Source organism: Sphaerotilus montanus (genome assembly GCF_013410775.1).
In the GTDB taxonomy this organism is placed as follows: Bacteria; Pseudomonadota; Gammaproteobacteria; order Burkholderiales; family Burkholderiaceae_C; genus Sphaerotilus; species Sphaerotilus montanus.
Genome location: NZ_JACCFH010000001.1, coordinates 3,077,507 through 3,089,864 on the forward strand (window position 1 = coordinate 3,077,507; position 12,358 = coordinate 3,089,864).

The 12,358-nt window shown below is 70.5% G+C and carries 14 protein-coding genes; 8 read left to right on the plus strand and 6 right to left on the minus strand.

Annotated elements, in window-relative coordinates:
- Positions 1-6 precede the first annotated feature (6 nt).
- Positions 7-480, plus strand: coding sequence for an RES family NAD+ phosphorylase (locus BDD16_RS14075; protein ID WP_218897811.1), 474 nt, complete (start codon positions 7-9; stop codon positions 478-480).
- Here BDD16_RS14075 and BDD16_RS14080 read toward each other — a convergent pair.
- The 4 genes from BDD16_RS14080 to BDD16_RS14095 form a co-directional block, all read right to left on the minus strand.
- A complete protein-coding gene (locus BDD16_RS14080; protein WP_179631891.1) occupies positions 467-1,069 on the minus strand; it encodes a hypothetical protein in 603 nt (200 codons plus the stop codon). The two genes, BDD16_RS14075 and BDD16_RS14080, sit on opposite strands and share 14 nt — an antisense overlap.
- Positions 1,032-2,087, minus strand: a complete 1,056-nt coding sequence (locus BDD16_RS14085) for a M35 family metalloendopeptidase (RefSeq protein WP_179634532.1) — start codon at positions 2,085-2,087, stop codon at positions 1,032-1,034. Before BDD16_RS14085 ends, BDD16_RS14080 begins: the two co-directional genes overlap by 38 nt.
- Positions 2,088-2,228: 141 nt before the next feature.
- Positions 2,229-3,503, minus strand: coding sequence for a Glu/Leu/Phe/Val family dehydrogenase (locus BDD16_RS14090; protein ID WP_179634533.1), 1,275 nt, complete (start codon positions 3,501-3,503; stop codon positions 2,229-2,231).
- 257 nt (positions 3,504-3,760) lie between these two features.
- A complete protein-coding gene (locus tag BDD16_RS14095) occupies positions 3,761-4,171 on the minus strand; it encodes a nuclear transport factor 2 family protein (protein WP_218897813.1) in 411 nt (136 codons plus the stop codon).
- A 72-nt stretch (positions 4,172-4,243) separates the two neighbouring features.
- Between BDD16_RS14095 and BDD16_RS14100 the strand changes: the two genes are divergently transcribed.
- Complete coding sequence (locus BDD16_RS14100; protein WP_179634534.1) at positions 4,244-5,161, plus strand: LysR family transcriptional regulator; 918 nt, start codon at positions 4,244-4,246, stop codon at positions 5,159-5,161.
- A 1-nt stretch (position 5,162) separates the two neighbouring features.
- Here BDD16_RS14100 and BDD16_RS14105 read toward each other — a convergent pair whose 3' ends face one another.
- Positions 5,163-6,107, minus strand: coding sequence for an AraC family transcriptional regulator (locus tag BDD16_RS14105; RefSeq protein WP_179634535.1), 945 nt, complete (start codon positions 6,105-6,107; stop codon positions 5,163-5,165).
- Positions 6,108-6,284: 177 nt separating this feature from the next.
- Here BDD16_RS14105 and BDD16_RS14110 point away from each other — a divergent pair, with 177 nt between their 5' ends.
- The 4 genes from BDD16_RS14110 to BDD16_RS14125 are packed head-to-tail and all read left to right on the plus strand — an operon-like array spanning position 6,285 to position 10,741.
- Positions 6,285-6,758: a (2Fe-2S)-binding protein gene (locus BDD16_RS14110; protein ID WP_179634536.1), complete on the plus strand. Its 474-nt coding sequence runs from the start codon at positions 6,285-6,287 to the stop codon at positions 6,756-6,758.
- Between the two features lie 13 nt (positions 6,759-6,771).
- Positions 6,772-9,018: a xanthine dehydrogenase family protein molybdopterin-binding subunit gene (locus tag BDD16_RS14115; RefSeq protein WP_179634537.1), complete on the plus strand. Its 2,247-nt coding sequence runs from the start codon at positions 6,772-6,774 to the stop codon at positions 9,016-9,018.
- An 11-nt stretch (positions 9,019-9,029) separates the two neighbouring features.
- On the plus strand, positions 9,030-10,076 hold the full coding sequence (locus BDD16_RS14120; RefSeq protein ID WP_179634538.1) for an XdhC family protein: 1,047 nt from the start codon (positions 9,030-9,032) through the stop codon (positions 10,074-10,076).
- Positions 10,073-10,741 (plus strand): nucleotidyltransferase family protein, encoded by a 669-nt coding sequence (locus BDD16_RS14125; protein ID WP_179634539.1) that lies wholly within the window; start codon positions 10,073-10,075, stop codon positions 10,739-10,741. The genes BDD16_RS14120 and BDD16_RS14125 overlap by 4 nt, the downstream gene beginning before the upstream one ends.
- 18 nt (positions 10,742-10,759) lie before the next feature.
- Here the strand turns inward: BDD16_RS14125 and proC are convergent, their stop codons facing one another.
- On the minus strand, positions 10,760-11,593 hold the full coding sequence (gene proC, locus BDD16_RS14130) for a pyrroline-5-carboxylate reductase (protein WP_179634540.1): 834 nt from the start codon (positions 11,591-11,593) through the stop codon (positions 10,760-10,762).
- Positions 11,594-11,741: 148 nt separating this feature from the next.
- On the opposite strand from proC, the gene BDD16_RS14135 reads away from it, so the two are divergent.
- Positions 11,742-12,038 carry a type II toxin-antitoxin system RelE/ParE family toxin gene (locus tag BDD16_RS14135; protein WP_179634541.1) on the plus strand — a complete coding sequence of 99 codons (297 nt, stop codon included), beginning with the start codon at positions 11,742-11,744 and terminating at the stop codon, positions 12,036-12,038.
- 2 nt (positions 12,039-12,040) lie between these two features.
- Positions 12,041-12,355 (plus strand): BrnA antitoxin family protein, encoded by a 315-nt coding sequence (locus tag BDD16_RS14140; RefSeq protein ID WP_179634542.1) that lies wholly within the window; start codon positions 12,041-12,043, stop codon positions 12,353-12,355.
- Positions 12,356-12,358: the final 3 nt, after the last annotated feature.

Sequence of the window (12,358 nt, forward strand, 5' to 3'; positions counted from 1 at the left end):
GCCGGCGTGTCCGTGAAGGTCTGGCGTATCTGCCGCCAGCCGTTTGCCACGACGGCGCTGGACGGCGTCGGCGGTCTGTACGTGGGCGGGCGCTGGCATCGGCGCGGGCGGCCCATCGTCTACACGGCGAGTTCGGCTGCACTGGCCGCGCTGGAAGTGCTGGTCCACGTCGATCCGCTCGATGCGCCTGATGACCTGCGCCTGCTGACGCTGGAGCTGCCGGACGACTTGCTGATCGAGCGGGCCGAGACCGCGGCGCTGCCGGTCCGCTGGCTGGCGGTGCCGGCACCGGACGAACTGGCCTTGCTCGGCGCCGAGTGGCTGGCGAGCCGACGCACGGCCGCCTTGAGCGTGCCCTCGGCCGTGATCCCGATCGAGCGCAATCTGCTGCTGAACCCGCTGCATCCGGCGATCGCGCAGGTGCGCATCACCGACGACCAGCCTTTCAGCTTCGACCCGCGCCTGCTCAGGGACGGCTGAACTGCACCTGCGTGCACACGGCGTCGGTCGGCGCCAGTGTGGTGGTGGCGTGGCCTGGTCCGCTGGCGAGCACCTGGCCTTGCCACATCCAGGCGGCGGACAGCCGATATTGCCCCGGGGTGTCGATGACCCAGGCGGGGGCCAGCGGCAGCACGGCCTGCACGGTCTGACCCGGCTTGAGCGTCAGGTGGTCGCGCAGTTGCGGGGCGCGGCGCTTGACCATCGGGCCCTGGTAGTCGAGCGGCTGACCATCGCGCTCGATCCGGACGATCGGTGCGCGCCACGTGCCTTCGAACGGCGTGCCCCAGCGCAGCAGCCGCAGGCTGCGGGTGCCGGCGTTGTGCACGGTCGCCTTCAGTGCCGGCCCGCCGGTGGCCGCTGTCTCCACCGCCAGCGTGCAGTGCAAGGCCGCCAGTGGATCGGATGCGGCGGTGGACACATCCGCCGCCGCCGATGGTGGGGCGCCCACGCTCATGGCCGCCACCAGTGCGACCGCCATGCAGCGGGCACGGCCACGCTGGAGCGGTGCGGGCAAGGCCACGGGCGTGTCGTCATGGCAGGGCAGGGGTGTTCTCCGCAAAGTATTCATGGCTGTCGGCGTTCTTGATCGCCTTGGCCGGGCTGCTGATGGCCAGCGAGGCGGCGGCGGACTGGCCGTAAGCGTAATCGCTGGTGCCAGCCACCACGGTGAAGTGGGTCAGTTCGTGGATCAGTGTGCCAGCCTTCGAGTCGGTGCCGGTCATCGCCGCGCCCCAGAACGCGCCGCAGAGGTAGACCTTGTACGGCTGCGACGGGTAGACATAGGCGTAGACGCCGGTCTGCTTGCAGGAGCAGTCCAGCACCAGGGGCTTGTTGTTCAAGGCGTCCTGGGTGGCCGTTAAGTTCTTCTTGACCACCGCCCAGTTCGCGGTCGTCGGTGTGCCGAACCACTTGACGTAGCGCTTGCGGGCCGTGGACGGCGTGCCGTTCAGGTAGGTGACGGCGTTGGCGGCGTAGCTTCTGGCGGCGGTGACGGTGTTCTGCAGGGTGGTCTTGCGGGTCGCCGAGCAACTGCCGGTGAAGCTGATGCTGCCCGCGGCGGCGGCGAGCGCCTGAGACGCCAGCGCCGCGGAGGCCGAGGGCTGCGGCGTCCGGCCTTCCAGCCAGAGGTACAGCGTGTCCGACTGCAGCGCCGGCGTGGCCTGGCTGGCATGGACACCGCCACTGCGGTAGGTGATGTCGTAGCGGCCGTTCTGCTCCAGTTCGTAGACAGCGGTCAGCTCGATGTCATAGCTCACCGTGGTGCCGGGATTCAGCCGCAGCATGTCGCGGGGGCCGGGTGCTGCCCGCTTGACCAGCGCGCCGGTGTAGGGGACGGGCTGCCCGTCGCGGGTGACCTCGAAGAGCGAGCCGTCGTGTTCGCTGCCGGGCAGTTGCCAGGGGTGCAGCACGACCGGCCGCGCGTTGGTGTTGGTGATCGTGACCCGCACCACCACGTCCACATCGCCCTGCACCACCGGGCTGGCCGTGGTCAGCCGGACGTCGATGCCATCGACGACGGCGGCGTGGACAGAGGCGGTGACCAGCAGCAGGCTGGCGGCTGTGGCGGCGAGGCGAAGGGTGTGCATGCGAGGTCTCCCGGGTCCGTTCCTGAGGGGTGGAGTGGTTGGAACGGACCCGGGAAATTCTCGTGCCGGTACGAATTTTTCAGATGTGAAGATGGCGTAAACGCAAGTTTCAGACGTATCGGCGCACGCGGTACCGCGGGCTCACGGATAGAGCCCGCGCTCCTGCCGTGCCATCAGGATGCGCTCGCAGGCCACGGCAAACGTCGCGGTGCGCAGCGTGATGCGGTGCCGGTCGGCCATGTCCCAGATCTTGCGCAGGGCCTCGACCATGATCTTGTCCAGGCGCACGTTGATCTCGTCCTCGGTCCAGAAGAACGACGAGAAGTCCTGCACCCACTCGAAGTAGGACACCGTGACACCGCCCGCGTTGCAGATCACGTCCGGCACGACCAGGATGCCCCGCTCGGTCAGCACGTCGTCCGCGTCGAACATCGTCGGGCCGTTCGCGCCTTCGAGCACGAGCTTGGCCTTCAGGCGGTTGGCGCGGGCGACGGTGATCTGGCCTTCGAGCGCGGCCGGGATCAGGATGTCGCAGTCCGTGTCCCAGAACGCTTCGTCGTCGATGCGCTCGGCGCCGGTGTAGGCCCCGGCACCCCCGTCACGCCGCACGACCGCCATCAGGTCGGCCATGTCCATGCCGTTCGGGTTGGCGATGGTGCCGGTGTGGTCCTGCACGGCGACGACCTTGGCGCCCGCACTGGTGAACAGCTCCGCCGCCGCCGAGCCGACGTTGCCGAAGCCCTGCACCGCGACGCGCGCGCCATCCAGGTTCAGCCCGATGCGCCGCGCCGCTTCGCGGCCGGTCACGAACACGCCGCGCCCCGTGGCCTTGACCCGACCCAGCGAGCCGCCGAGGTGGATCGGCTTGCCCGTCACGACGCCGCTGGCGGTGGCGCCGATGTTCATCGAGTAGGTGTCCATCATCCACGCCATGATCTGCGGGTTGGTGCCCACGTCCGGCGCGGGGATGTCCTGCTGCGGGCCGATGATGAAGCCGATCTCGCTGGTGTAGCGGCGCGTCAGGCGCTCCAGCTCCTTGTGCGAGAGCTGCCGCGGATCGACCCGGATGCCGCCTTTTGCGCCGCCATAGGGCAGGTTGACCGCGGCGTTCTTCACCGTCATCCACGCCGACAGCGCCATCACCTCCTCCAGCGTCACGTCCGGGTGGTAGCGCACGCCGCCCTTGCCGGGTCCGCGGCTGAGGTTGTGCTGCACGCGGTAGCCCTCGAAGTGGCGCACCGTGCCGTTGTCCATCTCGATCGGCACGTCGACGATCAGCGCCCGCTTCGGGTGCTTGAGCGTCTCCGACCAGCGGGCCAGCGCGCCGAGGTAGGGCAGGACGCGGTCGACCTGGAGGAGGTAGGTGCCCCAGGCGCTGTGCGGACCGGGTGTGACGTAGGACAGGGGTTCTTGCATGTTGTGGCCTCGTTGATGCGAGTTGGATGAAGATCGCGCCACGGTCGGGATCTGGTGGAGCCCGGGTGGCGCGTCATCGGTGCCACTGTAGTCAAGGCTGGGGGGTGGTTTCAGGGGATTTCATGCGTTTTGTGCATGGAGGTCGCTGGACCTGACGCCGGGCTTGCACGTCGGGTCAGCGTTGACCATCCGGGTAAGCACGAGACCCCCGCAGGTGCGGGCTGTCAGCACCCCCCGCCGCGCACCCCCGCTGCCGCTCACAACATGCGCGGGATCTGCGACGAGTGGTGGTGCAGGATCGGCCGCGGCCGGGCCAGATCGACGACGTAGCTGAAGCGTGCCTCGAAGTTCAGCAGTTCGCCATCGACCAGGAAGCGCCAGTTGTAGATGCCGCCCAGCGTGAAGAGCCGCCCCGGCAGTTCCTGCACCAGCAGCGTCTTCTCATGCAGCGCGATGCTGAGTTCCTCGCGGGCGCCCAGCTTCTCGAAATAGTCGCGCAGCTTCTCGGGCGTGTCGAGCAGCCGGTTCGAGAAGGTCGGGATCAGCACGGCCTGCGGGTCGTACAGGCCGAGCAGGGCGTCGACATCGCCGCGGTTGACGGCCTGCATCCAGTGGTCGAGCACATCGCGCGGGGTGTTCATCAGGGTGTTCCGGAGGGTGGTGGTCATGACCCCGATGCTAGGGAGGACATGGCATCAGTAAAAATCGATTCTTGTGCGTCACAACATAGAGTTTTTTCTATGAACACCACTTTCCGGCAACTCCGCCTCTTCCTCGCGCTGGCCGAGCAGGGCAGTGTCAGCGCCGCCGCGCGCGCGCTGCACGTGACGCAGCCGACCGCGTCGATGCAGCTGCGCGAGATCCAGGACGCAGCCGGGCTGCCGCTCTACACGCTGGTCGGTCGGCGCGTGCAGCTCACCGAGGCGGGCGAGGCGCTGGCCGCCACCGCCCGGCGCATGCTCGACGAGTGGGTCGACTGGGAGCAGCAGCTCGCCGCTTGGAAGGGCCTGGCGAGCGGGCGGCTGCGGGTGGCGGTGGTCAGCACGGCGAAGTACTTCGTGCCGCGGCTGCTCGGCGGCTTCTGTGCGCAGTACCCGGACATCGACATCCGGCTGGAGGTGCTCAACCGCGACGGTGTGGTGCAGCGCCTGCGCGAGCAGCGCGACGATCTGGCGATCATGTCGATGCCGCCGGCCGATCTGGCGCTCGATGACGCGGTGTTTCTGTCGAATCCGCTGGTGCTGATCGCGTCCGCCGGCCATGCGCTGACGCAGCGGGGGGCGCTGACGCTGGACGACTTGCGCGAGGAGCGCTTCATCCTGCGCGAGCGGGGCTCGGGCACGCGCATGGCTGCGGATGCCCATTTCCGTGCTGCCGGCTTCCGCCCGAATCTGCGGCTGGAGCTGGGCAGCAACGAGGCGATCAAGGAGGCGGTGGCGGGCGGGCTGGGGCTGTCGGTGCTGTCGGCGCACACGCTGCACGGGCGGGCGCGCGAACATGGCGTGCAGGTGCTGCCAGTGGCGGGTTTCCCGATTTCGGGCCAGTGGCATGTGGTGCACCGCCAGGGCCGGGCGCTCAGTCCGGTGGCGCGGGTGTTCCGCGCGCACCTGCTGAGTCAGGCGGCGCGGGTGGCGGCGGAGGTGGCGGCAGAGCGCTGATTCAGGCGAGCGCCGAGGTGGACACCAGCGGCTGTCCGCGCCTGTCGGCGATGTCCTTCGATGGCGGCGTACCGAAGAGGCGCCGGTATTCGCGGCTGAACTGGGACGGGCTCTCGTAGCCGACGCGGAAGGCCGCTGTCGAGGCGTCCAGGCGCTCGGACAGCATCAGTCGCCGCGCTTCCGTCAGGCGCAGCTGCTTCTGGTACTGCAGCGGGCTCATGGCGGTCAGCGCCTTGAAATGCTGGTGGAAGGTCGACAGGCCCATGCCCGCTTCCCGTGCCAGGGTCTCCACCGGCAGGGCCTCCGCGAAACGGGTGTTCAGGATCGCGATGGCCCGTGCGACCTGGTGGCTCTGGGTGTCGACGGTGGCCATCTGGCGCAGCCGGGCGCCGGCCTCGCCGGTCAGCAGCCGGTAGTGGATCTCGCGCCGGACCAGCGGTGCCAGCGCGGCCAGGTCGTCCGGGTGGTCCAGCAGCGCGAGCAGGCGGTCGAAGGCGTCCAGCAGCGGTGCGGTGACGGCGCCGGTGCTCATCGCCCGGCCGTCGCTGGCCAGGGTCTGTGCGGGCGCCGGCGGCAGCTCCTGCATCAGCGAGGCGATCTCGCGCCAGTCCAGCCGCAGCGCCACCGCGAGATAGGGCTGGGCGCGGCTGGCCTCCAGCACCGCCGTCCGCACCGGCAGATCCATCGTCGCGATCAGGTAGCGGTCTTCGCCGTAGTACAGGGTCTCGTCGCCCAGCAGCAGGCGCTTGCTGCCTTGCACGATCAGCGCCACGCACGGCTCGTAGACGCTGCAGGCGTCGAGGTGCGGCTGGTCGACGCGGAACATCAGCAGCCCGGGCAGGGCCGGTGGCTGGTGCAGGACACCGGCCGTGGTCTGCGCCAGGATGCGTCGGGCCAGCGAGGCCCGGGTGTCGGTGAGCGGTGGCAGGGATGAAGGATCAGGCATGTCAGGACAGCGGAGAGGTGCAAACGGCGCTGAGCACGATGGTAGCGAGGCGGGTCTGTCCATGCAGGGCCCTCGGAGGATCAGGCAAGCATCGCGCACATTCAGGCTAACGCAGGGACCGTGTCCGGGCCGACACTGCGGCTTTCGGCTTTGCCCTCCCGTGTCCAGGAGAACCTGATGATCCCCCTGCAAGTCAACGGCCGCGCCCAGCAGCTGGATGTCGATCCCTCCACCCCGGTGCTCTGGGCGCTGCGCGACAGCCTCGGCCTGACCGGCACCAAGTTCGGCTGCGGCGTGGCCCAGTGCGGGGCCTGCACCGTGCATGTCGACGGGCAGGCCGTGCGCTCCTGCATCACGCCGGTGTCCAGCGTGGCCGGCCGTGCCGTCACCACGATCGAGGCGGTCACCGCCGGGGACGACCGCGTGGGCCGCGCCGTGCGCGATGCCTGGGTGCAGCACGACGTCGCCCAGTGCGGCTACTGCCAGAGCGGCCAGATCATGAGCGCCACCGCATTTCTGAAGTCGCTGCCGCGTGGTCGGCAGCCCGACGCCGCCGAGATCGATGCCGCGATGGCCGGCAATGTCTGCCGCTGCGGCACCTATGCCCGCATCCGCGCCGCCGTGGCCGACGCCGCACGTGCCCTGGCCTGAAGGAGATCCCGCCATGCTGAACCATGCGACCCACCCGATGCACGAACTCCCGCGCGCCCTGCAGCACCTGCTGGCGCGTGACCACGACGCCGCGTCCGCCGAGGGTCTGCCGCGCCGCGCCTTCCTGAAGCTGGGGGCTGCGAGTGGCTTCGCGCTGGGCATGTTCCCGCTGCTGGCGCAGGCCCAGGGCACGGCGGCGGAGGCCGCGCTCAAGCCGGTGCAGCAGCCCGGCGCCTTCGTGGCCATCGCGCCCGATGGCACGGTCACCGTCACGGTCAACCGGCTGGAATTTGGCCAGGGCGTGCAGACCGCGCTGCCGATGGTCCTGGCCGAGGAGCTGGATGCCGACTGGTCCTTGGTGCGCAGCCAGCTGGGCACCAACGACCCGGCCTACGCCGACCCGCTGTGGGGCATGCACCTGACCGGCGGCTCCACGGCCATCAAGCACAGCTTCACCCAGTACCGCGAGCTGGGCGCGCGGGCCCGGGCGATGCTGGTGCAAGCCGCCGCGGCGCGCTGGGGTGTCGATGCCGCCAGCCTGCGCACGCAGAACGGCGCGGTGCTGGGCGCAGCGGGGCAGCGCCTGGGCTACGGCGCGCTGGCCGAGGCGGCGATGGCGCTGCCGGTGCCCGCCAGCGTCACGCTCAAGGACCCGAAGCAGTTCCGCCTCATCGGCCAGCCCACCACGCGGCTGGACGCCGTCGCCAAGAGCAGCGGCCGGCAGGACTTCGGCATCGACGTGCGCCGGCCCGGCCAGCTGACGGCCGTGGTCGCGCGGCCACCCGTGTTCGGCGCCCGGCTGCGCTCGGTGGACGACCGCGCCGCGCGGGCTATCCAGGGCGTGAAGGCGGTGCTGCGGGTGCCGCTGGACCGTGGTGCCGAGGGCGTGGCGGTCATCGCCGACGGCTACTGGCCGGCCCAGCAGGCCCGCCAGGCGCTGCAGCTCGACTGGGACACCAGCGCGGTCGAGAAGGTGGACAGCACCCGCCAGCTCGCCCAGTACCGCGCGCTGGCGGCCCAGCCCGGCCCGCGCCACTTCGACGCCGACATGGCGCCGCTGGCCCAGGCCCCGAAGACGATCGAGGCCGAGTTCGTCTTCCCGTACCTGGCCCATGCGCCGATGGAGCCGCTGAACTGCACCGTCGAGTTCACCGCCCAAGGCGCCACGCTCTGGGTCGGCTCGCAGATGCCCGGTCTGGACGGCATGGCGGCTGCCCGCACGCTCGGACTGAAGCCGGAGCAGGTGCGTGTGCAGGTGCAGTCCGCCGGTGGAGGCTTCGGGCGACGCGCCATCCCCAGCAGCGACTATGTGGTCGAGGCTTGCACCATCGCGAAAGCGGCGCAGTCGGCCGGGGTGCGTGCGCCGATCCAGACCCTCTGGAGCCGCGAGGACGACATCCGCGGCGGCTACTACCGCCCGATGCACCTGCACCGCGCGCGCATCGGCTTCGACGCGGCCGGCCAGGTGCTGGCCTGGGACCATGTCATCGTCGGCCAGTCCATCCTCACCGGCAGTCCCTTCGAGGCGGGCATGGTCAAGAACGGCATCGACCACACCGCCGTGGAAGGCATGCGGGCGCCGTATCCGCTGCCGATGCGGCTGACGGTGCACCACCCGAAGGTGAACGTGCCGGTGCTGTGGTGGCGCAGCGTGGGCAGCACCCACACCGCCTTCGTCATGGAGACGCTGATCGACCAGATCGCCCGCGAGACCGGGCAGGATCCGGTCGCCTACCGGATGAAGCTCTTCGGCAGCACGCACCCGCGCCACCGCGCCGCGCTGCAGCTCGCGGTGGACCGGAGCGGCTACGGCCAGAAACGCCTGGCGGCCGGCCGTGCCTGGGGCGTGGCGGTCCACGAATCCTTCGATTCCGTCGTGGCCTATGTGGTCGAGGCGTCGATGAAGGACGGCCAGCCGGTGCTGCACCAGGTCACGGCCGGGGTGCATTGCAACCTGGTCATCAACCCGCGCACGGTCGAAGCGCAGGTGCAGGGCGCTGCGCTGATGGGGCTGGGCATGTGCCTGCCGGGGGCGGCCATCACGCTCAAGGATGGCGTGGTCGAGCAGCAGAACTTCGGCGACTACACGGTGGCGCGCATCGCCGACATGCCCACCATCGCGGTCCACACCGTGCCCAGCGCCGAGCCGCCCACCGGCATGGGCGAGCCGGGCCTGCCGCCGCTGGCGCCCGCCTTCGCCAACGCGGTGAGCCGCCTGACCGGCAAGCCGCTGCGCGAACTGCCCTTCCGGCTGACTTGAGGGGCGCAGGCATGGAAGACCTCGATACCCTGGTCCTGCGCACCGCCCGGGACTGGCACGCGGCAAGCCAGCTGGTCGTGCTGGTGACGGTGACGCGCACCTGGGGCTCGTCCCCCCGACCGCCCGGCTCGCTGATGGCCATCAGCGGCCACGGCGAGATGGCGGGCTCGGTCTCGGGCGGCTGCATCGAGGACGACCTGGTCCGGCGCGTCCGCGAAGAGGGGCTGGCCGCCGTCTGCGCGGGTGGTCGCCCCGCCACGCTGCGCTACGGCATCTCGGCCGACCAGGCGCACCGCTTCGGCCTGCCTTGCGGCGGCACGGTGGAGCTGGTGCTGGAGCCGGTGGCTGCGCACAGCCAGTTGTCTGAACTGCTGCTGGCCTGCCAGCAGCGGCGCAGCACGGAGCGGCGACTCGACCTGCGCACCGGCGCGGTCACGTTGCAGCCCGGTCGCCGCGACGGCCTGCCGCACTGCGCCGACGGGGTGCTGGTGACCCATTTCGGCCCGCGCCACCGGCTGATCCTCATCGGGGCGGGTGACCTGGCGCGCTGCATGGGCCAGATGGCGCTGGGCCTGAACTTCGAGGTCATCGTCTGCGATCCGCGCGAGGCGCAGCGCGCGGGCTGGTCGCTGGAAGGTGCCATGCTCAGCCACGAGATGCCCGACGACCTGATCCTGCGGCTGCAGCCCGACGCCCGCACCGCCGTCGTCGCCCTGACACACGACCCGAAGCTCGACGACCTGGCGCTGATCGACGCGCTGCAGTCCGAGGCCTTCTACGTCGGCGCCATTGGCTCGCGGCGCACCACCCTGCTGCGGCGCGAGCGACTGCGCACGCACTTCGGCCTGGACGAGGCGGCGCTGGACACGCTGCACGGGCCAGCCGGCCTGTACATCGGCAGCAAGACGCCGTCCGAGATCGCGCTGTCCATCATGGCCGAGGTGGTGGCGGTGAAAAACGGTGTCCGGCAACCCGCACCCCGCGCGGTGGCCGAGGGCAAGGCCGCGTCCGAAGGCGAGTCTGGCCACGGGACGTCGGTCTGCGCGGTGGGCGGGTGAGCGTGGGGGAGGAGCGCGTTCCCGATCCGGCGCCGACACCGGCGGCCATCCTGCTGGCCGCAGGTCTGGGGCGGCGGCTGGGTGGGGTGCCCAAGTTCGCGCTGCGCATCGACGGGCTGAGCCTGTTCGAGCGGCTGGTGGACGCGCTGCGCCAGTCGGGCATCGACGACATCGGCGCCGTCATCGGCCCCTACGCCGACCGGCTGCTGCCGCTGGCGCAGCGCTGTGGTGTACGTGTCGTCTGGCAGGGCGTGCCGGGCGCGCCGCTGGCGTGCTCGCAGCGGCTGGCGGTGCAGGACCACCGCGCTCGCCAGATGCCCCGGCTGCGGCGTGACCTGCTGCTGCTGGTGGCCGATCTACCCCTCCTGACGGACGCGGACATCGTGCTCCTGCTGCACGCCTGGCGCGCACGACCGCCCGCCGTGCAGGCGCTGGTGCCGGTGGTCGACGGTGTGCGCGGGCACCCGGTGTGTCTGTCCTGGGAGGCCGCGTCAGCGGTGGACCGCCTGCCCCCTGCGCAGGGTGTCCGCGACTGGCTGGCCGGTGCCGGTGATGCCGTGCAGCGCCTGGTCACCGACCGGGTGGCCCATGTCACCGACGTCGACACACCCGAGGATCTGGCGGCGCTGCGGCGACGGCTGTGGCCGCGCAGCGTCGACTGGTGAGCGCGGGCTCCCCGGTGTTCAGCGCCCGAACTCGTCGCCCAGTTCGCGCGCTCGGGCTTGCGCGGCGAGCATCGCGGCGATGAAGCTGTCCTGCACGCCCCGCGCCTGCAGCGTCGTCAGCGCGGCGTAGGTCGTGCCGCCCTTGGACGTGACGCGCTCACGCAGTGTGGCCGGCGTGTCGTCCGAGCGGCGCGCCAGTTCCGTCGCACCGCCGAAGGTGGCGAGTGCGAGCTGCTTGCCTTGTTCGGCGGTCAGGCCCATGCGCTCGGCGGCGGCGACCATCGCCTCGATGAAATAGAACACATAGGCCGGGCCGGAGCCGGACAGCGCGGTCACGGCGTCCAGATCGACCTCGCGCTCGACCCACACCACGTCGCCGGTCGGGGCCAGCAGCGACTCGACCTGGGCGCGCTCGGCGGCGCTGACGGCGGGGCGGGCGTAGAGGCCCGAGATGCCCTGGCCGATCAGCGCGGGCGTGTTCGGCATGGAGCGCACGACGCGGTCGGAGCCGGTGGCCTGCGCGATGGCGTCGCTGCGGATACCGGCCATCACGGACAGGTGCATCGCGCCGCCGACGAAGGGCGCGCACGGGGCGGCGGCGTCCTTGAAGCTCTGCGGCTTGACGGCCCAGACGACGGCGTCGGCTTCGGCCAGCGTCGCGTCGGCTGCGGCGAGGGTGCGGACGCCGAAGTCGCGCTCCAGGCGGACGCGCTGCTCGGCGTTGGGGTCGAGGACGATCAGGTTCGCGCCAGGGGTGCCGCTGCGGACGAGGCCGCCGAGGATGGCGGTGGCCATGTTGCCGCCGCCGATGAAGGCGAGGGTGGGGTGGGTGGAGGCGGTGGGGTGTGTCATGGAATCAGTTTAGCGAGGGGAGCGTCTCGGTCTCGGAGCCGATGATGTGGCGCGCTGCTGCCGCTGAGTCTTTTCGGTGCAAGCTCTCTCCTGATCTGAACTGAACATCAAGATTTGAGTACATATTATTTGGGTGTACATTTAATGCATGCGTACTGTCATCGAAACGCCGACCTTCCAGAAACAGGCCGCCGCCGTGTGGCGTGCGGCAGATCGCGAGGCGTTCATTGACTGGATCGCGGAACACCCCGACGCAGGCGACGTGATCCCAGGTGCCGACGGGGCACGCAAGGTACGCTGGGACCGTCCCGGCATGGGCAAGCGCGGCGGGGCGCGGGTCATCTACTTCCACTTGGTGGGTGACGAGGTGGTGCTGCTGGTCATGGTCTACGCCAAGGCCGAGCGCACGAACGTCAAGCCCAAAGACATCTTGACGAGGAGCTGAACATGAAAACGCTGAAGACACTGGACATCGACAAGGTGGCGGCCGCCATCGAGGCTGACGCGGGGCAGACGCTCCCGGGGCTGCGCGAGTCGCTGAAGGAGGCGCGGGACGGGCATGGGCTGGCCCACACGCCCGAGCAGATCGTGGCGCGCCGCCGTGGACGGCCTGCTGGCACCACGCAGGCCATCACCAAGGAGCCGGTGAAGTTGCGCCTGGATGCCGATGTGCTGGCCGCGCTGCGCGCCAGCGGCGACGGGTGGCAGACGCGCATCAACGACATGCTGCGCGCCTCGCTGCGCCTCGGCGGGCTCGTCTGATCC